The sequence below is a fragment of the Streptomyces sp. genome (genome assembly GCF_019510245.1).
Classification (GTDB): domain Bacteria; phylum Actinomycetota; class Actinomycetes; order Streptomycetales; family Streptomycetaceae; genus Streptomyces.
Map to the genome: position 1 here is coordinate 16,958 of NZ_JAEKKT010000149.1, position 19,245 is coordinate 36,202.

A 19,245-nucleotide genomic window follows, 5' to 3' on the forward strand; every position below is an offset into this window, starting at 1 on the left:
GCCCAGATGCGGCAACAGCGCGGACGAGTCCTCGTCCGTGCTGCTAGCTTGAGCGGCATGTTCCTCTCCTTGGCGTAAGAGCGCACCCGGCGCCGCCACCGGCATGTGAAGACCCCATGCCGTGGCGCGCTCAGGTGTCCCCTCTTCCGCCTCTGCCCGAGGAACTCACTCATGTCCGCGTTGACCTCGTCGCGCCCTTCACCTGCCCGGCGGCCCTCCTACGCCGCCGTCCTGCGCGTCCCGCACGCGCGCCACACCTTCCTGGCCGCCCTCGCGGCCCGTCTCTCCTACGGCACGGTCTCGCTGTCCGTGCTGCTCTCCGTGACCAGGGCGTCCGGCTCCTATGCCGTCTCCGGTCTGGTGATGGCACTCTTCGGCGGCACCGTGGTCGTCCTGCTGCCCGCCCGGGCGGCCCTGGTGGACCGCTACGGCCCACGGCGCGCCCTGCCGCCCCTGGCGGCCGTCTACAGCGTTCTGCTCTGCCTCCTGGCCGCCCTGACCTGGCGGCCGGGTACGCCACCGGCGGCCCTCGCCGTGGCCGCCGCGCTCACCGGCTGCGTCGCACCGCCGCTCGGCCCCGCGATGCGCGCGGTATGGGGCGAGCTGGTCGACGACCCCGCCCTGCTGCGGCGGGCGTACAGCCTGGACGGAGTCGCAGAGGAACTGCTGTTCGTGTCGGGGCCGGCGCTGGTGGGCCTGCTGCTGCGGTTCGGTCCGCCGCCGGCGGGGCTGCTGCTGAGCGCGGTGCTGATGCTGGCCGGGACGTGTGTGTTCGTGATGTCACCGGCGGTGCGGGGGGCCGTCCCGCCGAAGAGGGAGCGGGGCCGATCGCCCGGACGCTTCCCGGCGGCGCCGGTCGTGGCGGCCGCCGGCCTCGGTCTGGCGCTGAGCGCGGCGGACCTGCTGGTGATGGCGTTCGCGGAGCAGCGGTCGTACGGCGACGGGGCCGTCCCCTGGGTACTGGCCGCGCTCTCCGCGGGCAGCGCGGTGGGAGGGCTGCTGAACGGGGCGGTGGAGTGGCGCCGTCCGGCGGGGGAGCGGCTGGCGTGGCTTGCGGCGGGGCTGGGGGTGGTCCTGGTGGCCGCCGGGTCCGCGCCCGGGATGTGGACGCTGGCGGCGGCCATGGCGGTGGCGGGGGCGTTCGTGGCTCCGACCCTGACGACGGCGTATCTGCTGGCCGACGAGACGGCGGCGGAGGGGGAGCGGACCCGGGCCGGGGCCTGGGTGAACGCGGCGGTGAACGCCGGGAGTTCGGGTGGGTCGGTGGTGGCCGGCCTGCTGGTGGGATCGGTTCCGCTGTGGGTGTGCTTCGCGCTGTCGGGGGGTGTCGCGGTCGTGGCCGCCGTCGCCGTGCGGGCCGTCTCCGCGGCGGGCCGGTGGGGGCTGCTCGCGCCCATGCGGCGGTAGCAGCGCCGTAGGTCACACCGGCCCCATCCGGAGAAAACGAACGGCGGACGGGACCTGAACCCCCGTCCGCCGTTCAGCTACCGCACAGCCGTCACGGGCGCCCGCGCTGCCCCCGCAGGTGCTCCGCGATCGGCTTGAGGCCCTTGTCCAGCTCTATGAGTGCCTCCGGCGACAGCAGGTCGATGAAGTGCCGTCGCACGGAGGCGACATGATGTGGCGCCACCTTCTTCATCGTCTCCATGCCGTGCTCGGTGAGGACGGCGAACAGCCCGCGGCGGTCGGACTCGCAGTTCTCGCGGCGGACCAGGTTCGCGTTCTCCATGCGGGTGATCTGGTGGGACAGCCGGCTCTTGGACTGGAGGGTGGCGGAGGCGAGGTCGCTCATCCGCATCCGGTAGTCCTCCGACTCGGACAGGTTCACCAGGATCTCGTAGTCGTTCATTGTCAGGCCGAACGGCTGCAGGTCCTTTTCGAGCTGGTACGTCAACAGCCTGTTGACCTCCAGGTGGGTGCGCCAGGCGCACTGCTCCGCATCGGTCAGCCAGCGCGTGGCCGTCTCGGTCTCCATGATTGAAGTCTACCTAAAATGTTGAAAGGCGAACTAGTGAGGGTGGTGTGACGGTGCGCACGCGTTCGATGTCACACTCCGCAGACTACCGCTCACAGCCCGAAGCGACGCTGGAGGTCCCCCAGCTGTCCGGGAAGGCGCGGTGCGCCCGGTTGTTGTGAATGACCTGTGGAGGGGACGCCTCCACCGGGCACTCCGGGCTCGTGCGGAACCGCTCCCGCGGCCTGCTCGGCCATCAGGGTCTCGGTGGACTGGAGCAGGACCGTGCCGGCCCCTGTGAACTCGAACTGATGCTCCTCTCCGGAGGCCCCGCCGAGGCCTGTCAGTGCACGTAGACCGCCCATCACGCCGGTCATGTACCCATGGTCGTAGTGGTGGCACGGGGAGGGGCAGTCGGCCCACCCCACCAGTGCCTGCGGGTCCACCCGGATGGGGGGTTCCATGAACACCACCGGACCGTTGGACGCGGCCACAAACTTTCCGGTTCCGATAAGGGTCAGAAAACCGGGAACGATTGATTGCTTCAGCGCGAGACTTGGCTGAAAAGCGAGCAGGTTGCCGGAGCGAATGGTCAGGTTGCCGTCGTCCAGGTCGTAGGAGTTCACGTCGAACGCCCGGTCGGCGAGGAGCATCTTGCCCGAGCCCGCCGCCACCACCCAGTCGCTCGCGTGCAGAGGCGAATGGAAGGACGTACGGACAAGTCGGTCCAAACGGCCGTGTCCGATGCCGTTGAAGTCGATCGAGCCGTAGTAGGCGATCATCTTCCCCTTCTGCAGGAACCACTCGCTGCTCTTGAGCTCCACGCAGAAGGTGTACTTGTTGACGTTGTCGTCGACGGGGAGGGTCATCGGGTCGTACACGACCGGTCCGGCCGCTCCGTATGCGCTCACAGCTTCTCCTCCGACGCCTGCACGTACACCATGCCGTTGCCGCTGAGCTCCAGCTGGAACGCCTCGCCGGAGCCGCGGCCCACCATCTCCCGCCAGCCGAGCGCGGACGACAGCTTGTTGCGCACGTCGCCGTGGTGGGCGACGTAGGCCTGGGGGTCGACGTGGACCGGGCGCTGCGGGGTGACCGGGATCTCGAAGACCCCGCCGTGGGCCATCACGGCGACCGCGCCGTGGCCCTTGAGGGTGGTGGTGAACAGGCCCTGGCCGGTGACCTGGCCGCGCACCATGCCCATCACACCGCCCTGGGAGCCCATGAACATCGTCCCCTGCTGCAGCGTGCCCTCGAAGGCGAGCAGCCGGTCCGCCTCGACGTAGAGGGTGTCGCCGGTGAGGGCGATGACGTGGACGTGGTGGCCGCCGTGCCCGAAGAAGACGGTGCCGCTGCCCTCGACGGTCATCAACGGGGTCGCCTCGCCGGCGACCCGGCGGCCGAGCATCGACATCAGCCCGCCCTGGCCGCCCTGGATGTTGGGCGTGAAGGACACCTCGCCCTGGTAGGCGAGCATCGCGCCGCGCTGGCTGAACAGCCGCTGCCCGGGCACGACGGTCGCCTCGACCATCTTGGAGTTCACCTCGCGCAGGGCCATGTCAGACGTCCCCCGCGATCGTGTTGCGCTCGCTCGGCTGTACGTACACCAGGCCGTCCCCCTCGAACCGGATCTGGAAGGCCTCCCCGCCGCCCTCTCCCAGGAACGTGCGGAAGGTCACACCCGACTGGAAGGACTGGCGGAGCTCGCCCTGGTGGGCGATGTAGGCACCCGGGTCGACGGTCAACGGGTACTGCGGGCTGACCCTGAGCACCACCGCCGGGCCGTCCGACATGATCGCCGCCTGGCCGTGGCCCTCGACCGTGGTGGTGAACAGGCCGTTGCCCTGGGAGGCGCCGCGCAGGCCGGTGAACGTCGTGCCGGTGCGCAGGCCGGCGTCGGTCGCGAGCAGGTTGCTGGACTCGACGTACAGCTTGTCGCCCCGGAGACCGACCAGGTTGATCTCGGAGGCCCGGTCCGCGAACCAGCACGTCCCGTGCCCCTTCACCTCCATCACCGTCATCTGCTCGCCGGTGAGCCGCCGGGTCACCATCCCGCGCAGCCCCTCGCCGCCGCCGCTCAGCTTCTTGAACGCCATCTGCCCGTCGTACGCGACCATCGAGCCGTTCTTCGCCTTCACGGCGTCCCCGGTCATGTCGACGGCGAGCACCTTGCTGCCCTGGAGTCGGAACATCGCCACGCTGCGAAGGTAGCCGCAGGCAGGCGGCGGCGACAGGTCCCGTGGGTGGACATCACCCCGGATCCGCCCCCTAGGGGTGCGGCGGGCAGGGGTGCGGCCGTCAGGGGTGCCGGCACTCACCGGGGAGGCGTATCACCGCCGTACCGGCCGGCAGGTCGACCGTGGACTTCGGCGGCGCGCCGTCCTCCTCCTCGTCGTCGCGCAGTACCGGCGCGCTCTGCCGCTCCTTGAGCTCGTTCTGCTTGCCGGGGGAGAGGGCCGCGTGCAGCTGCTTGAAGCCGCGATGAAGAACTGCTTGAAGCCACGATGAAGAACACGAACTGCACCCCCGCCCCTCTCGTCGCGCCGCCCGGCCGGCCACCCCCGCGCCGGGTCCGCGCCGTCCCTTTGCCACAATGGGTGGACGTTTGTGCTCGCGTTCACAAAGAGTGGACGTCTCTCCCACCGAAGGTGACTCGTGGACATCAAGACCGCCACCGCCATCCGCCGCCTGCGCCTGGTCTCCGCCCCTGAGGCCGTTTCCTTCCTGATCCTCCTCGTCTGCTCGGTGCTCAAGCGGACCACGGACTTCAACGCGGTGCCCGTGATGGGCGCGATCCACGGTGTCCTGTTCATCCTCTACGTGATCTTCTGGGCCGACGCCTGGAACCGCACCAAGTGGCCCCTGAAGACCGGCCTCTTCTACTTCGTCCTCTCCGTCCTGCCGACCGGCGGCTTCTTCGCCGAGCGCAGGCTCAAGCGTGCCGCCGAGGACGAGGTCATCGCCGCCCGTGCCCGCAAGGAAGGGGTCGTGAACGCATGATCGTCGCTTTCTCCGTGACGCCGCTCGGCGTCGGCGAGGACGTCGGGGAGTACGTCGCCGACGCCGTCCGGGTGGTCCGCGAGTCCGGGCTGCCCCACCGCACCGACGCCATGTTCACCTCGATCGAGGGCGAGTCGTGGGACGAGGTCATGGACGTCGTCAAGCGGGCCGTCGCCGCCGTGGAGGCGCGCGCCCCGCGCGTCTCCCTGGTCCTCAAGGCGGACATCCGGCCGGGCGTCACCGACGGACTCACCAGCAAGGTGGCGACGGTGGAGCGGCACCTCGCCCAGTAGCCGACAGCGGCACACGGAAAACCCCGGCACGCGCGGCCGGGGTTTTCTTCCGCCTTCTGATTGAGCGATCGCTCAAAACTCGGTACGGTCATCACCGGAGAGTTTGAGCGGTCGCTCAAAAGGCGCTCCGAGGACCAGGTGACGGGGGTAACAACACTGATGGGGCTCTACATAGAGGCGCACATCCGCGCCGATCTCGACGAACTCTGGGCCCGAACGCAGGACCCGGCCCGGCACCAGCGCTGGGACCTGAGGTTCACCGAGATCGACCACCTCCCGCGCACGGCGGGCGAGCCGCAGCGCTTCCGCTACGCCACGCGCGTGCTGCCGTTCCTGACGATCGCCGGCACCGGCGTCTCGGCGGGGGAGAAGGAGCGGCCCGACGGCACCCGCACCTCGGCCCTGCGCTTCGCCTCCCCGCACCCCCTCTCACTGCTCGCCGAGGGCAGCGGCTACTGGCGGTACGTCCCGGTCGCCGACGGCGTCCGCTTCCTCACCGGGTACGACTACCGGCCCCGCTGGGGTGCCTTCGGCGCGCTCGCCGACCGGCTGGTCCTCCGCCCCCTGATGGGCTGGGCGACCGCCTGGTCCTTCGACCGGCTGCGGCTGTGGCTGGAACGCGGGATCACCCCGGAGCGGGCCCGCCGGAACTGGCTGGCCGAACTGGCGGCCCGCGCGGTGACGGTCGCCGGGTGTGCCACCGCCCTCGGCCGGGGCCCGGGCCTCGGCGCGCCCTCGCCCACCGTCGCCTTCCTGATCCCGCTTCTCCTCGTGGTCGCCCTCTCCCTGGCCCTCTTCGCGGCCCCGCTCGCGACCACCCCCGCCGCCCGCCGCTGCCTGCGCACCCCGCCGGTCAAGGTCACCGCGCCCCGGGTCCTGCACACCCTGGAGAAGCAGTCGTGACCTCCATGTTCCGCACGGTCATGGGTGCCGGCTTCGACCGGCTCCACCCCGAACTGCGTCGGCGTTTCTCGGTCGGTCTGGCAAGCGGTGAGGCCTGCACCGGCCGGGGCGTGATGGAGCGCATCTGGCACGGGCCGGCGTTCGTGAAGCCGTTCCTTGCGCTGGGCGCCACCCGCAACATCCTGGTCCCGGAGGCCGCCCGGAACGTGCCCTTCAAGATCGAGAATGTGCCCTACGCGGACACCTACGGCCGTGAGACGGTGACCTTCGTGCGCACCTTCGACCTGCCCGGCCGCTCCCGTCGCTTCGACGCCCAGATGGTGCTCAGCCCCAAGGGCGACCGCATCCTCGACTACCTCGGCACCCACCAGCACCTCGCCAGCGAGCTGCACTTCCACGCCGAGGCCGACGGCTCGCTGCTGATCCGCTCCGGCGAACACCGGTTCCGGGAGGGCCCGGTGGACGTCCGCGTCCCCGAACTCGCCGGTGCCACCGCCGAGGTGCGCGAGTCCTACGACGACCGCGCCGGCCGCTTCCGGATCCGGGTGCGGGTCGTGAACCGGTACTTCGGGCCGCTCTTCGGCTACCAGGGCTCCTTCGAGGCGTCGTACAGCGATGTCCGCCGCCGCGGGGTCCGGCCGGGGCTGCGGCCGGTCCGTGAGGAGTCGCGCGCGTGAGCCCGGAGACCGCCAAGTCGCTGGAGACCAAGAACAAGCTGCTGGAGGGCGCGCTGCGGACGCTCACCGAGCAGGGCATCGCCAAGACCTCGGCCCGTACCGTGGCGGCGGCGGCCGGGGTCAACCAGGCACTGGTCTTCTACCACTTCGGATCCGTGGACGAACTCCTCTCCGCCGCCTGCCGGTACGGCGCCGAGCAGGCCGTCGCCCGCTTCCGCCCCCGCCTCGCCGCGGTCGGCTCGCTCTCCGAACTCCTCACCGTGGGGCGGCAGATCCACGAGGAGGCACGCGCGGGCGGCCATGTCGCCCTGCTCGGCCAGCTGCTGGCCGGCGCCCAGACCCACGAGGCGCTCGGGCCCGCCACGGCGGCCGGGCTCGACCTGTGGATCGCCGAGATCGAGGAGGTGCTGGTCCGCGTCCTCGCGGCCACCCCGTTCGGTGAGTTCGCCGACCCGGCCGGGCTCGCCCGCGCGGTCGCCGCGTCCTTCGTCGGCATCGAGCTGTACGAGGGCGTCGACGCGACCGGCGCCCATGCGGCCCTGGAGGCCCTTGAGCAACTCGGCGCCCTGGTGGCCGCGCTGGAGGACCTCGGCCCGGTGGCCCAGCGCGCGGTCCGCCACCATCTGCGCCGGGCCGGGCGCCGGTAGGGCCGTCGGGGCTCAGGGCCGCCGGGGCTCGGACGCCAGTGCGATGCCCAGCGGGGTCCGCTCGTACAGCACCTGGTGGCCGTAGCGGCGCGAGGTCAGCAGGCCCGCGTCGCGCAGTGCCGCCAGGTGTGCGGAGACCGAGGAGGGGGCGAGGCGCAGCCGGTGCGCGAGGGCGGTGGTGGTGGCCGGTTCGGCGAGGGCGGCCAGGACCGTGGCGCGGCCCCGGCCCAGCAGCCGTACCAGGGCGTCGGGCGTGGCCTCGGCCGGGTCCGTCCACAGGCCGCCGATGCCCCGGGCCGGGTAGACCAGCGTGGGCCGGGCCGGCGGCTCGAAGGTGCTGACGACGTCCGGCCAGGTGAAGACGCTCGGCATCAGCACCAGGCCCTGCCCGCCCAGCCGCCGCTCGTACGCGCCGCCGGGCGAGGCCACGGTCAGCGTGCCGGACCGCCAGCCGAACCGGTGGTGGATCTCCGGCAGCAGGCCGCCCAGACCGACCTCCGCGAGCCGCCGTGAGTGGAAGGCGATGTCCGCCTCCAGCAGGGCGCGCAGCCGGGGCCAGTCCGGGGCCACCAGCACGCGCCAGGCCTCCTCCAGCGCGTCCGTCAGCTCCCGCACCAGGCGCGGCGGGTCGGCCAGCCAGGCCCGGCCGGTCGCCGACTCCAGCGCGCCCGGCGTGTCCGCGAGCGAGCGCGCGGTGTCCGCCCGGGCCGTCTCCGGGTCCACCGCCCGCAGGGCCGCCAGCTCCTCCTCGACGGAGGCGGCCGGACCCGTCGGCGGCGCCACCAGCCAGTCCGGCGAGTGGCCGCGCCGGGGCATCAGCAGCCACAGCGGCCTCAGGTCGAGACCGGCCGCCACCGCCCTGATCCGCCGCAGCCAGGGCGCGTGATAGCCGTGCCGGTCCGGCCGCCGCAGCGTGCGCACCGCCTCCTGCGTCTCCCACAGCGGCGACACGGCGAACCGGCACCGGAGGAAGTCGTCCTCGTCGAAGTGGAGGTGGGAGGGCATGGCGGGACCGGTCCGGGGCGATGAGGCGAAGATTCGGCTGGTGCCGAAACTCTAAGCGGTGGGCCGGAGCGCGGTCAGGCTGCCGTCCATGTCCGTGCCTGCCCTCCAGCGACCCGCCGGCTACGGCCGGGTCCTCGCCGTGCCCGAGTTCCGTGCCGTCTTCGCCGCCCACGTCCTGTCCATGCTCGGCGTGATCGTCAGCGAGATCGCGCTCTCCGTGCTGGTGTACGACCTCACGGGATCACCCCTGCTCAGCGCCCTGACCTTCGCGCTGGGCTTCCTGCCCTACCTGGTCGGCGGCACCCTCCTGGCCCCGGTCGCCGACCGGTTCCCGGCGCGCCGGGTGCTGGTGGTGTGCGACCTGGTGTGCGCGGGCTGCGTGGCCGTGATGACGGTCCCGGGGACCGGGATCGGCGTGCTGCTCGGACTGCGCTGCGCGCTCGCCGTCGTCTCACCCGTCTTCGCCGGCACTCGCATGGCGACCCTCTCCGAGGTCCTCGGCGGCGGCGACCTGTTCGTGCTCGGCCGCTCCCTGCTGCGGATCGTCGCGCAGAGCGCCCTGCTGGCCGGCTACGGCCTCGGCGGACTGCTCCTCGCCGTCCTCGCCCCGCGGCACGCGCTGCTGATCACCGTCGGCACCTTCCTCGCCTCGGCCGCGCTGCTGCGCCTCGGCACCCGGCGCCGCCCCGCCCGCGCGCAGGCCCGGGAGCGCGGCGGCACCCGGCAGCTGCTCGCCGACCGCCGCATCCGCCTGCTGCTCCTCCTCTTCTGGGTCCCGGCGATGTTCGCCGTCGTCCCCGAGGCGCTCGCCGCCCCCTACGCCGACGTGCTCGGCACCGGATCGCCGGGGCTCGGCCTGCTGATGTGCGCGCTGCCGGTCGGCACGGTCGCCGGGGAGCTGTACGCGGGCGCCCGGCTCGGCCCGGCCGCCCGGGAGCGGATCGCCCTCCCGCTGGTCTGCCTCGCCCTGCTGCCGTACCTGGGGTACGCCCTGCACCCGTCGCTCCCGCTCTCGCTGCTGCTCCTGCTGGCGGCGGGGGCCGGGTCGGCGTACACGCTGGGCCTGGACCAGTGGTTCGTGCGGGCCGTGCCCGAGGAGTTGCGCGGCCGGGCCATGACCGTGCTCAGCGCCGGGCTGATGACCGTGCAGGGCGTCGGCATGACGCTGGCGGGGCTGGCGGCGGAGGCCGTGGGCGTGCGGGCGGCCGTGACGGGCGCCGGGGTGATGGGGGCGGTGTGCTGCTGCGGCCTGGCGGCGGCCGCCCGGCGGCTGCCGCGGCCGGTGCCGTAGCGGTGGTCCGGGAGGGTGCGGTGCGGGTGCCGTGGCGGTTGTCCGGGAGGGTGCGGGGCCGGTGCCGCGGGGGCCCGCCCTGGGCAGAGGTGACCGAAAGCCGAGACAGGGCTGACCGCTATATGACCGGCCGGTAGGGTCGGTGACGTGCCCAAGCCACTCAGTCTCCCCTTCGACCCCATCGCCCGTGCCGACGACCTCTGGAAGCAGCGCTGGGGGAACGTCCCGTCGATGGCCGCGATCACGTCGATCATGCGGGCCCAGCAGATCCTGCTGGCCGAGGTCGACGCGGTGGTCAAGCCGTACGGGCTGACGTTCGCGCGCTACGAGGCGCTGGTGCTGCTCACCTTCTCCAAGGCCGGCGAGCTGCCGATGTCCAAGATCGGTGAGCGGCTGATGGTCCACCCGACCTCGGTGACGAACACCGTCGACCGGCTGGTGAAGTCCGGCCTGGTCGACAAGCGTCCCAACCCCAACGACGGGCGCGGCACGCTCGCCACCATCACCAAGAAGGGCCGTGAGGTCGTCGAGGCGGCCACCCGTGACCTGATGGCGATGGACTTCGGGCTCGGGGTGTACGACGCCGAGGAGTGCGGGGAGATCTTCGCGATGCTGCGGCCGCTGCGGGTCCACGCGAACGACTTCGACGAGGATTGAACCCGCCGTCCGCCGAGCGGTGACCCGGGGCAAGATCTCCCGGAACGGGTGGTTACGCTCGTCCCCATGAAAAAGAGCGTGCTGACCCGCTACCGCGTCCTGGCCTACGTCACCGGTGTGCTGCTGGTGCTGCTGTGCCTGAGCATGATCGCCAAGTACGGGCTGGACATCGACGGTGCGGCCGACGTCACGCGCGTCGTCGCCATCGCGCACGGCTGGCTCTACGTCGTCTACCTGGTCTTCGCCTTCGACCTGGGCTCCAAGGCGAAGTGGCCGGTCGGCAAGCAGCTGTGGGTGCTGCTGGCGGGCACCGTCCCGACCGCCGCCTTCTTCGTGGAGCGCAAGGTCACCCGCGAGCTGGACGCCAAGGTCACCGAGGGTTCTCCGGTGGCCGCGAAGGTCCGGGCCTAGGCCGTAGCCCCCGGACGTACCGCCGTACGGACACCCGTACGGCGGTTCCCCATCGACATTTACTAGGACGTCCTAGTAACTTCGAAGGCATGGACGCTGACGCCATCGAGGAGGGCCGCCGACGCTGGCAGGCCCGTTACGACGCGGCCCGCAAGCGGGACGCCGATTTCACCACGCTCTCCGGGGATCCCGTGGAGCCGGTGTACGGGCCCCGACCGGGGGACACCTACGAGGGATTCGAGCGGATCGGCTGGCCGGGGGAGTACCCCTTCACGCGCGGCCTGTATCCGACCGGCTACCGGGGGCGGACCTGGACCATCCGCCAGTTCGCCGGGTTCGGCAACGCCGAGCAGACCAACGAGCGCTACAAGATGATCCTCGCCAACGGCGGCGGCGGCCTCTCCGTGGCCTTCGACATGCCGACCCTCATGGGGCGGGACTCGGACGACGGCCGCTCGCTCGGCGAGGTCGGGCACTGCGGGGTCGCCATCGACTCCGCGGCCGACATGGAGGTCCTGTTCAAGGACATCCCGCTGGGCGACGTCACGACGTCCATGACCATCAGCGGGCCCGCCGTGCCCGTCTTCTGCATGTACCTCGTCGCGGCCGAACGCCAGGGCGTCGACCCGTCGGTCCTCAACGGCACGCTCCAGACCGACATCTTCAAGGAGTACATCGCCCAGAAGGAGTGGCTGTTCCAGCCCGAACCCCATCTGCGGCTGATAGGCGACCTGATGGAGTACTGCGCCGCCGGCATCCCCGCGTACAAGCCGCTCTCCGTCTCCGGCTACCACATCCGTGAGGCGGGTGCGACGGCCGCGCAGGAGCTCGCCTACACGCTCGCCGACGGCTTCGGCTACGTCGAACTCGGGCTCTCCCGCGGCCTCGACGTGGACGTCTTCGCGCCCGGCCTCTCCTTCTTCTTCGACGCGCACGTCGACTTCTTCGAGGAGATCGCCAAGTTCCGTGCCGCGCGCCGGATCTGGGCCCGGTGGATGCGGGACGTCTACGGCTCCCGGTCGGACAAGGCGCAGTGGCTGCGCTTCCACACCCAGACCGCCGGAGTCTCGCTGACCGCCCAGCAGCCGTACAACAACGTCGTGCGGACGGCGGTGGAGGCGCTGGCGGCCGTGCTCGGCGGGACCAACTCGCTGCACACCAACGCCCTCGACGAAACCCTCGCCCTGCCGAGCGAGCAGGCCGCCGAGATCGCGCTGCGCACGCAGCAGGTGCTCATGGAGGAGACCGGCGTCGCCAACGTGGCGGACCCGCTGGGCGGTTCCTGGTACGTGGAGCAGCTCACCGACCGGATCGAGGCCGACGCCGAGAAGATCTTCGACCAGATCAAGGAGCGGGGGCTGCGCGCCCACCCGGACGGGCGGCACCCGATCGGGCCTGTCACCTCGGGCATCCTGCGCGGGATCGAGGACGGCTGGTTCACCGGCGAGATCGCCGAGTCCGCCTTCCAGTACCAGCAGGCGCTGGAGAAGGGCGACAAGCGGGTCGTGGGCGTCAACGTCCACACCGGGTCCGTCACCGGGGACCTGGAGATCCTGCGGGTCTCGCACGAGGTCGAGCGGGAGCAGGTGCGCGTGCTGGGCGAGCGGCGGGCCGCGCGGGACGAGGGCGCGGTGCGCGCCGCCCTGGACGCGATGCTGGGCGCTGCGCGGTCCGGGGCCAACATGATCGAGCCGATGCTGGACGCGGTGCGGGCCGAGGCGACCCTGGGCGAGATCTGCGGGGTGCTGCGCGACGAGTGGGGGGTGTACACGGAGCCGGCGGGGTTCTAGTCGCGCACCAGGGGGCTCCGCCCCCTGGGCCCCCGAAGCCCATGCGCCCCATCCGACTCGGTGGGTCGAGAAGTGGCCGCCGCCCCGGCCGACTCGGCCGGTCGAGGAGTTGCTGTCCGGGGCGGCTCGGTGGGCTCAGGGGCGGCTGCTGTGAGTGGGTCAGGTCGGCGGTTGGGCGGTGAGGCCCAGGAGGAGGACGCGGGTGAAGTCGCGGACCCACTCCTCGTCCGCCGGCTTGCCGCTCATCAGGGTGCGGTGGACCACCGCACCCGCCACCATGTCGAAGATCAGGTCCACCGTGCGGGCGGCCTCCTCCGGGTCCGGCTCGGAGGGGAGTTCGCCCCGGCACTGCGCCCGCGCCCGGCCCTCCAGGACCAGCCGCTTCTGGCGGTCCACGATGGACGCGCGGATGCGTTCCCGCAGCGCGTCGTCGCGGGTCGACTCGGCGACCGCCGCCATCAGGCCGCTGCGGGCCTCCGGGCGGTCCAGGATCGCCGCGAACTGGAGCACGACGCCCTCGATGTCGTTCGCCAGGCTGCCGCGGTCGGGGAGTTCGAGTTCGTCGAACAGCTCCGCGACCGCGTCGACGACGAGTTCGTTCTTGCCCGCCCAGCGGCGATAGAGGGTCGTCTTCGCGACCCCGGCCCGCGTGGCCACGTCTCCGAGGGTCAGCTTCGACCAGCCCAGTTCGACCAGCGCCTGCCGCGTCGCCGCCAGGATCGCCGCGTCCGCGGCGGCGCTGCGCGGGCGGCCGGTACGTCCGGCGGGGGTGCGGCTCTGCATTCCACGACCATAACCGGCCATTCATGTGATGCCGTGAGGGAGATCACCGGAACGTGGTGTCGCACGGGTCCCCGATGGCATTACGCTACGGGTCGTAGCGAAAGCTCGTGGGTGACGGTACGGGCGACGACCACGGCGTGGGGTGGGGACCCGGCGCCGCCTGAGAAACATACGTTCGGCCCGGCTTTCACAACGCTTTTCACACACGCGCGGGAACGGGGGAGGATAGACGCATGCAGCCACGGAACATGTCCATGAGCGGCGTCGTCGACCTCGCCGCGGTCAAGGCGGCCCAGGAGGCCAAGACCAAGGCCGAGCAGGCGCGCGCCGAAGCGGCCCGGCAGGGTGGTGCCGGTGCCGTGTCCCCGGCCGATCTGGTCATCGACGTCGACGAAGCCGGCTTCGAGCGCGATGTCCTCCAGCGGTCCGCCGAAGTCCCCGTCGTCATCGACTTCTGGGCCGAGTGGTGTCAGCCCTGCAAGCAGCTGAGCCCGGTCCTTGAGCGCCTCGCCGTCGAGTACAACGGCCGCTTCCTGCTGGCGAAGATCGACGTCGACGCCAACCAGATGCTGATGCAGCAGTTCGGGGTCCAGGGGATCCCGGCGGTGTTCGCCGTCGTCGCCGGGCAGGCGCTGCCGCTCTTCCAGGGCGCGGCCGGCGAGGACCAGATCCGCGGGACGCTGGATCAGCTGGTGCAGGTCGCCGAGCAGCGCTTCGGCCTGACCGGCCTCGTCGTCGACCCCGACGCGGAGCCGGGTGCCCAGGCCGGGCCCGCGGCGATGCCCGCGGGACCGTACGACGCGCTCCTGGAGGCCGCCGTCCAGGCGCTGGACGCAGGTGACTTCGGCGGTGCGGTCCAGGCGTACAAGAACGTGCTGAGCGACGACCCGGGCAACAGCGAGGCCAAGCTGGGGCTCGCACAGGCCGAGTTGCTCCAGCGAGTGCAGGGGATGGACCCCCAGCAGGTGCGCAGGGACGCGGCCGAGAAGCCGGCTGACGCCGGGGCGCAGATCGCGGCCGCCGACCTGGACCTGGTGGGCGGGCATGTCGAGGACGCCTTCGGACGGCTGATCGAGACCGTGCAGCGGACGGCCGGGGACGACCGGGATGCCGTACGCCGGCGGCTTCTTGAGCTCTTCGAGGTCGTGGGCACCGACGACCCGCGGGTCGTGGGAGCGCGCAGGGCGCTGGCGCGCGCGCTGTTCTAGGCAACGGTCTGAACACGGTTCTGACCAGTCGCTAAACGTCACGTCCTGTGATGCCCGAGTGAAAGATTTGCCCGGACGGGGTCACGGCGGCCGCTCTTTACCAAATCTTGGTAATCGCGGCCGCTGTTACTCGGAGTAAAACAGGGCTGTTGGTCTGTCTGATTTCGTCCACTGATCAACTGTTTTGATCCTCCCCTGGACGCCACCGAGAGTCGCTTTCCGAGACCGGTGGGTCGTCCTTCGGTTATCCGGCCGTTACTACCGAGTAACGAAGCCCCTTGTGCGGGCGGCGAGAATGCACCACGATCGGCGACGCTCGGTCCATTCCCGTACCCCGACAGCCGGTCGGGCCGCGGGTTCATCTGGGTCCCCACCGAGCAGAGTCGGCGGCAGTGACGCCGGCTCTTGGGCAGGGGGGTCTTCGCCTCACCGCGAAGCCTGTCCAGCAAGGTTGTGCGTGATGCGTGTCAGGCGCGACCAGTGGTTGTCGCTCGGGGGTGATCGCCGGTGATCGAGGTGCGTTCGTGCCTCCGAGTACGGGCGCTCCCCTTCCGAGGACGTAGCACTTCTCCCATCCCTGCCCGGCCGAGCCGCCGTTGGGGGCGATTCCGGGCCAGGAGATGTACGTCCGAGAAGGAGGAAATATGGAGTCCCAGGTGCGTGGCGGGACCAGATGGAAGCGGTTCGCTGTGGTCATGGTGCCCAGCGTCGCCGCCACGGCGTGTATAGGTGTCGCCCTCGCGCAGGGCGCTCTCGCCGCGTCGTTCAGCGTGTCGGGCCAGCAGTTCAAGGTCTCGGCCGACTCGCTCGAGGGTGATGGCTTCGAGCAGTACGGTGCTGTCGACATGGGCAGCAGCGCCACCAAGGCGAACACCCACCCGGTGGCGGTGTCGGCGTTCAACAGCGCGACCATCACCAACCTGTGCCAGTCCGTGGTCACGCCGAACGTGCCGTTCTTCGGGAACGTCAGCCTGATCCTGCACGCGGGCGCCGACGCGAAGAAGCCGGTCGAGGCCACCAAGCTGTACATCGACCTCGACGACCTCACCGCTGACGCGACGTTCACCAACATCAACATCGGTGTCGCCGCCGGAAGCATGAGTAAGGGTCCTGGCATCAAGCAGGACGAGGTCAGCAAGGGGCTGACCAACCCGAACGGGTTCGGACAGGAGGCGGACCACGCCTCGCTGACCGGCGTGAAGCAGACGGCGTGGGCCACCACTGCCGGAACCTTCAAGCTGAGCGGTCTGCACATGTCGGTCTCGACTTCGGGCGCGGAGTGCTACTGAGCACTCCGTGACGGGCGGGGGAGCCGATGGCACCCCCGCCCGTCGACCTTCCGCCCACGGTCTTCACACGTGGTGCACCGCATCACCCCCGCACCACCACAGCAACACCACCACAGCAACGCCGCACCAGGGAGCTGTTTTCCATGAGCGCCGAGACCCCTGCCGCCGCACCCGGCCAGTTCACCCGCCGGAGGCTGCAGTTCCGCGCCTGGCGGGGCACGCGGCCGTTCTGGGCCGGTCTGTACATCCTGCTCGCCGGCTTTCCGATCATGTACTTCCCGTACGCGCATCTCCAGCTCGGCAGCCTGACGGTCGCGATGTCGACCACCGCGGGCGCCGGATCCCTGATCATCGGCGTGCTGCTCGTCGTCCTGGGCGTCAGCCTCTGGTTCCAGAAGCACATCCGCACGTTCGCGGGAGTCGCCGCGATCCTGCTGGCGCTGGTGTCCCTCCCCGTGTCCAACTTCGGCGGCTTCGTCCTGGGCTTCCTGTTCGCCCTGATCGGCGGAGCGATGGCCGTGGCCTGGGGGCCGGGTACGCCCAAGCAGCCGCAGCCGGAAGGTGACGTGCCGCCGGCCGGGGACGACGCCCCGGAGAAGGCCGCCTACTACCCGGGTGCCGACGGCGTGGGCGACGGGGGCACCTCCCAGGCCCCTCAGGCGCTGGGGGAGAACGACCTGTCAGGAACGAGCCCGCTGAACGGGGCGAACGGGAGGCACAGTGCCGGCTGACGAGGTGACCCACGGGACTGATGTGGACGAGTCCCGTGTGAGAACCGGGCCGCGGCATGCGGCGCCCAAGAAGCCGCTGTTCACCAGGTTCCACATGCCGGCGGGCAAGGCGATAGCCTCCGTGGCGATGCCGACGGCCGTGCTCATGGGCTTCGGGTTCACGTCCTCGCTCGCGATCGCCGACACCAACAGCACGTCGTCGGCGTCGTCGAAGAGCCTTGCCGAGGACTACAAGGACTGCGTCTCCGCCCTGGACTCCGCCTCGCCCTCCGCCTCGGCGAGCGCGAGCGACAAGGCCACGGACTCGGCCACGCCGTCGGCGACTGCGTCGGACGGCGCCAAGGACTCGACGTCGTCGGGCAAGTCGTCCTCGTCGGATTCAGGTTCCGACGACACGGCCGCGCCGACGCCGTCCGCCTCCAAGTCGTCCTCGTCCTCGGGCGATTCGGGTTCCTCGGACTCGTCGGGGTCCGGTTCGTCGGGCTCCGGGAGCACGGCGACCCCGTCCGCCTCCGCGAGCAGCACCAGCAGCAGCGGTGGCGGTCTGCTGGACTCGCTCGGGAACGCGATCGGCAGCATCCTGAGCGGCGGCAGCACGACGAGCTCGTCCTCGTCGGACTCCACCGCGAGCGCGACCCCGTCGCCGTCGGCATCCGCGTCCTCCGGCTCGTCGTCATCGTCGAGCAAGGACAGCGGCTCCGACACCGTGTCCAAGACCGTCAAGAAGGTCACGGACACCGTGAAGGACACCACCGACACGGCGACCAAGGCGGCCGGTGACGTCACCAAGACGGCCGAGGGCGCCGCCTCCACCGCCGCCTCCAGCGCCTCGCCGAGCCCGTCCGCGAGTTCCAGCACGTCGGCTGCCAACTGCGATGCCGCCACCGACGACGTGAGCGGTGTCGACAACAAGGTCGCGGTCGCGGACGACCCCTGGTACCTGAACGCCAGCTCGCTGACGCTGAAGAGCGCCGACTACCAGGGCATCGTCGAGGTGAAGACGGCCAGCGGCAAGACGAAGAAGGTGCTGAAGTATGTCATCTCGGGTGGCACCGACATCGGTGACCTGCACCAGACGGTGAAGGACACCAAGATCAACAAGACGTACCACGTGCAGGCCGCGTCGGGTTCGACATCCACGATCCGCAACGGCGCCACGACGATGTACACGGAGTCGATCTCGGGCAACCTGTTCGGTCTGATCCCGATCACGTTCGACCCGGACAACCCGCCGCCGCTGAACATCCCGCTGATCTACTTCACCAACGTGAAGGTCGTCCAGGCGGCCCAGTTCGGCGGGACCCTGCACGTGCCCGGGATGCACGTCTACACAACTGACGGCACCAGCTGAGCGCACCCACAGACCCGTCCGGGAGCCGCGCAGAGAGCTGTGGCCCGGTCGTCCGCCCAGTGCGGCGACCGGGCCACAGTGCTGTCCGGGCTTCCGGTGGCTTGCCTCGGCCTTGATAAGTCATTTACAGCTTTCACACCGTCCTCGTAAGGGTGCGCTTGCCGCGTGCATGACCAAGCACGCGGCGCGGGGGAGGTGCCAGGCGGCCGCGACCGGTTCGCGGCGCCTTCGGCGTATGTGTCCGCGACTTCCCCCGTCGACGCCGACGAGGGGGACCTCACACGCATGGTGACATTCCTTCGCCGCCCGCTCCGCCGGGCGGCGGCGGTCATCGGCGCGCTGGCCGTGACCGCAGTACTCGCCGTGGCCACCGGGCAGATCACGCCACCGACGTCGTCCGGCGAACCGGACTCCGTCCAGGCGGCCCGTACCGACCAGGCACCGCTGCTCCAGCAGGCGGCCGCCGACGGCACCGGCCTCTTTCCGCTCCTGGCCCGGGAGAAGGACGGCCGGCTCTTCGACTGCGAACCCAAGGGCACCGGTGGCTGGAAGCCCCGGACGGATCTGGGCGGTGGCTATTCGGTCGCCTCCGCGATGATCCAGGCCAACGTCTCCGACAACGGCCGGGGCAACGACCTCTAGTACCGGATCGACGACACCCTCTACTACACCGCCGAGCGTGGCACCGACACCAAGGTGCTGGGCACCGGCTGGGCCGCCTGCAACCTCATCGTCTCCGTGGGCAACATGGCCGGTTCCGCCCAGCCCGACCTGGTCGCCCGTGACGCCTCGGGGCAGCTCTGGCGCTACCAGGGCAAGGCCGACGGCACGCTCCGGACCCGGGTCCGGATGAAGAACTCCACCGGCTGGAACGGCATGAGCGTCATCGCCGGACGGGGCGACTACACCGGTGACGGCATCGCCGACCTCGTCACCCGTAACAGCGCGGGCAGCGGTGCGGGCTCTGGACGCCATGCCGATGGATCCCGGGGAGGCTGCAGGGCCGGCCGCGTGCTGGTCCGAGATGGACCATGCGCAGAAACTGGGGTTCCTGCCACAGGTCCGCGAACTCCGGAAGATCCGTCGGCTGCTCAACCCCGTGCGCCCGTTGGCCCCGCTTCTCACCGCTCACCCACGGTGGCAGGAGTTCCGGTCCTGGGAGCGGGTGGCCCAGGACCTGCCGTAGTCCGCCGGCACGGCGAGGGCGCCCCCTGCACAGCGGGAGGCGCCCTCAGCGTCGTACAAGGCCCTTCAG

At 71.0% G+C, this 19,245-nt stretch carries 23 protein-coding genes; 16 read left to right on the top strand and 7 right to left on the bottom strand.

Annotated elements, in window-relative coordinates; all coding sequences use genetic code 11:
• Positions 1 to 171: 171 nt before the first annotated feature.
• The gene (locus JF597_RS26720) at positions 172 to 1,407 is read left to right on the top strand and encodes an MFS transporter (RefSeq protein WP_293999764.1); all 1,236 of its coding nucleotides are present in this window, start codon (positions 172 to 174) and stop codon (positions 1,405 to 1,407) included.
• Positions 1,408 to 1,498: 91 nt separating this feature from the next.
• On the opposite strand, the gene JF597_RS26725 is transcribed toward JF597_RS26720, so the two are convergent.
• The 5 genes from JF597_RS26725 to JF597_RS26745 form a co-directional block, all read right to left on the bottom strand.
• Positions 1,499 to 1,975: a MarR family transcriptional regulator gene (locus JF597_RS26725; RefSeq protein WP_089098733.1), complete on the bottom strand. Its 477-nt coding sequence runs from the start codon at positions 1,973 to 1,975 to the stop codon at positions 1,499 to 1,501.
• Between the two features lie 92 nt (positions 1,976 to 2,067).
• Positions 2,068 to 2,865: an AIM24 family protein gene (locus JF597_RS26730; RefSeq protein WP_293999770.1), complete on the bottom strand. Its 798-nt coding sequence runs from the start codon at positions 2,863 to 2,865 to the stop codon at positions 2,068 to 2,070.
• A complete protein-coding gene (locus JF597_RS26735) occupies positions 2,862 to 3,512 on the bottom strand; it encodes an AIM24 family protein (protein WP_293999773.1) in 651 nt (216 codons plus the stop codon). Before JF597_RS26735 ends, JF597_RS26730 begins: the two co-directional genes overlap by 4 nt.
• Position 3,513: 1 nt before the next feature.
• Positions 3,514 to 4,146: an AIM24 family protein gene (locus tag JF597_RS26740; protein ID WP_293999866.1), complete on the bottom strand. Its 633-nt coding sequence runs from the start codon at positions 4,144 to 4,146 to the stop codon at positions 3,514 to 3,516.
• Between the two features lie 106 nt (positions 4,147 to 4,252).
• Positions 4,253 to 4,546, bottom strand: coding sequence for a DUF6191 domain-containing protein (locus JF597_RS26745; protein WP_293999776.1), 294 nt, complete (start codon positions 4,544 to 4,546; stop codon positions 4,253 to 4,255).
• Between the two features lie 63 nt (positions 4,547 to 4,609).
• Here JF597_RS26745 and JF597_RS26750 point away from each other — a divergent pair, with 63 nt between their 5' ends.
• From JF597_RS26750 to JF597_RS26770, 5 genes are all read left to right on the top strand, one after another.
• Positions 4,610 to 4,954, top strand: a complete 345-nt coding sequence (locus tag JF597_RS26750) for a DUF3817 domain-containing protein (RefSeq protein WP_293999778.1) — start codon at positions 4,610 to 4,612, stop codon at positions 4,952 to 4,954.
• On the top strand, positions 4,951 to 5,247 hold the full coding sequence (locus JF597_RS26755) for an MTH1187 family thiamine-binding protein (protein WP_293999780.1): 297 nt from the start codon (positions 4,951 to 4,953) through the stop codon (positions 5,245 to 5,247). Before JF597_RS26750 ends, JF597_RS26755 begins: the two co-directional genes overlap by 4 nt.
• A 159-nt stretch (positions 5,248 to 5,406) precedes the next feature.
• Complete coding sequence (locus JF597_RS26760; protein WP_293999783.1) at positions 5,407 to 6,150, top strand: hypothetical protein; 744 nt, start codon at positions 5,407 to 5,409, stop codon at positions 6,148 to 6,150.
• Positions 6,147 to 6,827, top strand: coding sequence for a DUF4166 domain-containing protein (locus tag JF597_RS26765; RefSeq protein ID WP_293999785.1), 681 nt, complete (start codon positions 6,147 to 6,149; stop codon positions 6,825 to 6,827). The genes JF597_RS26760 and JF597_RS26765 overlap by 4 nt, the downstream gene beginning before the upstream one ends.
• Positions 6,824 to 7,474 carry a TetR/AcrR family transcriptional regulator gene (locus JF597_RS26770; protein WP_293999788.1) on the top strand — a complete coding sequence of 217 codons (651 nt, stop codon included), beginning with the start codon at positions 6,824 to 6,826 and terminating at the stop codon, positions 7,472 to 7,474. Before JF597_RS26765 ends, JF597_RS26770 begins: the two co-directional genes overlap by 4 nt.
• A gap of 12 nt (positions 7,475 to 7,486) precedes the next feature.
• Here the strand turns inward: JF597_RS26770 and JF597_RS26775 are convergent, their stop codons facing one another.
• The gene (locus tag JF597_RS26775) at positions 7,487 to 8,479 is read right to left on the bottom strand and encodes a DUF5937 family protein (RefSeq protein WP_293999791.1); all 993 of its coding nucleotides are present in this window, start codon (positions 8,477 to 8,479) and stop codon (positions 7,487 to 7,489) included.
• Positions 8,480 to 8,567: 88 nt separating this feature from the next.
• On the opposite strand from JF597_RS26775, the gene JF597_RS26780 reads away from it, so the two are divergent.
• The 4 genes from JF597_RS26780 to JF597_RS26795 all read left to right on the top strand — a co-directional run bounded on the left by JF597_RS26780 (position 8,568) and on the right by JF597_RS26795 (position 12,628).
• Entirely contained in the window at positions 8,568 to 9,770 is a 1,203-nt protein-coding gene (locus JF597_RS26780) for an MFS transporter (protein WP_293999793.1), read from the top strand.
• A gap of 147 nt (positions 9,771 to 9,917) precedes the next feature.
• Positions 9,918 to 10,427, top strand: coding sequence for a MarR family transcriptional regulator (locus JF597_RS26785; RefSeq protein ID WP_293999796.1), 510 nt, complete (start codon positions 9,918 to 9,920; stop codon positions 10,425 to 10,427).
• 66 nt (positions 10,428 to 10,493) lie between these two features.
• Positions 10,494 to 10,838, top strand: a complete 345-nt coding sequence (locus JF597_RS26790) for a DUF3817 domain-containing protein (RefSeq protein ID WP_293999798.1) — start codon at positions 10,494 to 10,496, stop codon at positions 10,836 to 10,838.
• A gap of 89 nt (positions 10,839 to 10,927) precedes the next feature.
• Positions 10,928 to 12,628, top strand: coding sequence for a methylmalonyl-CoA mutase family protein (locus tag JF597_RS26795; protein ID WP_293999800.1), 1,701 nt, complete (start codon positions 10,928 to 10,930; stop codon positions 12,626 to 12,628).
• 159 nt (positions 12,629 to 12,787) lie between these two features.
• Here the strand turns inward: JF597_RS26795 and JF597_RS26800 are convergent, their stop codons facing one another.
• Positions 12,788 to 13,411 carry a TetR/AcrR family transcriptional regulator gene (locus JF597_RS26800; protein ID WP_293999803.1) on the bottom strand — a complete coding sequence of 208 codons (624 nt, stop codon included), beginning with the start codon at positions 13,409 to 13,411 and terminating at the stop codon, positions 12,788 to 12,790.
• A 233-nt stretch (positions 13,412 to 13,644) separates the two neighbouring features.
• Between JF597_RS26800 and JF597_RS26805 the strand changes: the two genes are divergently transcribed.
• From JF597_RS26805 to JF597_RS26830, 6 genes are all read left to right on the top strand, one after another.
• Positions 13,645 to 14,619, top strand: a complete 975-nt coding sequence (locus JF597_RS26805; protein ID WP_293999805.1) for a tetratricopeptide repeat protein — start codon at positions 13,645 to 13,647, stop codon at positions 14,617 to 14,619.
• 644 nt (positions 14,620 to 15,263) lie between these two features.
• Complete coding sequence (locus JF597_RS26810; protein WP_293999808.1) at positions 15,264 to 15,908, top strand: DUF6230 family protein; 645 nt, start codon at positions 15,264 to 15,266, stop codon at positions 15,906 to 15,908.
• Between the two features lie 143 nt (positions 15,909 to 16,051).
• Complete coding sequence (locus JF597_RS26815) at positions 16,052 to 16,639, top strand: DUF6114 domain-containing protein (RefSeq protein WP_293999811.1); 588 nt, start codon at positions 16,052 to 16,054, stop codon at positions 16,637 to 16,639.
• On the top strand, positions 16,629 to 17,990 hold the full coding sequence (locus tag JF597_RS26820) for a hypothetical protein (protein WP_293999813.1): 1,362 nt from the start codon (positions 16,629 to 16,631) through the stop codon (positions 17,988 to 17,990). Before JF597_RS26815 ends, JF597_RS26820 begins: the two co-directional genes overlap by 11 nt.
• A 285-nt stretch (positions 17,991 to 18,275) precedes the next feature.
• Complete coding sequence (locus JF597_RS26825; protein WP_293999816.1) at positions 18,276 to 18,632, top strand: hypothetical protein; 357 nt, start codon at positions 18,276 to 18,278, stop codon at positions 18,630 to 18,632.
• A 382-nt stretch (positions 18,633 to 19,014) separates the two neighbouring features.
• Positions 19,015 to 19,176 carry a hypothetical protein gene (locus tag JF597_RS26830; protein WP_293999818.1) on the top strand — a complete coding sequence of 54 codons (162 nt, stop codon included), beginning with the start codon at positions 19,015 to 19,017 and terminating at the stop codon, positions 19,174 to 19,176.
• Positions 19,177 to 19,245 lie beyond the last annotated feature (69 nt).

Coding starts and splice junctions, on each gene's coding strand:
- JF597_RS26720 (WP_293999764.1), top strand. CDS start 172: ATGTCCGCGTTGACCTCGTCGCGCCCTTCACCTGCCCGGCGGCCCTCC.
- JF597_RS26725 (WP_089098733.1), bottom strand. CDS start 1,975: ATGGAGACCGAGACGGCCACGCGCTGGCTGACCGATGCGGAGCAGTGC.
- JF597_RS26735 (WP_293999773.1), bottom strand. CDS start 3,512: ATGGCCCTGCGCGAGGTGAACTCCAAGATGGTCGAGGCGACCGTCGTG.
- JF597_RS26740 (WP_293999866.1), bottom strand. CDS start 4,146: ATGTTCCGACTCCAGGGCAGCAAGGTGCTCGCCGTCGACATGACCGGG.
- JF597_RS26755 (WP_293999780.1), top strand. CDS start 4,951: ATGATCGTCGCTTTCTCCGTGACGCCGCTCGGCGTCGGCGAGGACGTC.
- JF597_RS26760 (WP_293999783.1), top strand. CDS start 5,407: ATGGGGCTCTACATAGAGGCGCACATCCGCGCCGATCTCGACGAACTC.
- JF597_RS26775 (WP_293999791.1), bottom strand. CDS start 8,479: ATGCCCTCCCACCTCCACTTCGACGAGGACGACTTCCTCCGGTGCCGG.
- JF597_RS26780 (WP_293999793.1), top strand. CDS start 8,568: ATGTCCGTGCCTGCCCTCCAGCGACCCGCCGGCTACGGCCGGGTCCTC.
- JF597_RS26790 (WP_293999798.1), top strand. CDS start 10,494: ATGAAAAAGAGCGTGCTGACCCGCTACCGCGTCCTGGCCTACGTCACC.
- JF597_RS26795 (WP_293999800.1), top strand. CDS start 10,928: ATGGACGCTGACGCCATCGAGGAGGGCCGCCGACGCTGGCAGGCCCGT.
- JF597_RS26800 (WP_293999803.1), bottom strand. CDS start 13,411: ATGCAGAGCCGCACCCCCGCCGGACGTACCGGCCGCCCGCGCAGCGCC.
- JF597_RS26805 (WP_293999805.1), top strand. CDS start 13,645: ATGCAGCCACGGAACATGTCCATGAGCGGCGTCGTCGACCTCGCCGCG.
- JF597_RS26810 (WP_293999808.1), top strand. CDS start 15,264: ATGGAGTCCCAGGTGCGTGGCGGGACCAGATGGAAGCGGTTCGCTGTG.
- JF597_RS26815 (WP_293999811.1), top strand. CDS start 16,052: ATGAGCGCCGAGACCCCTGCCGCCGCACCCGGCCAGTTCACCCGCCGG.
- JF597_RS26825 (WP_293999816.1), top strand. CDS start 18,276: ATGGTGACATTCCTTCGCCGCCCGCTCCGCCGGGCGGCGGCGGTCATC.
- JF597_RS26830 (WP_293999818.1), top strand. CDS start 19,015: ATGGACCATGCGCAGAAACTGGGGTTCCTGCCACAGGTCCGCGAACTC.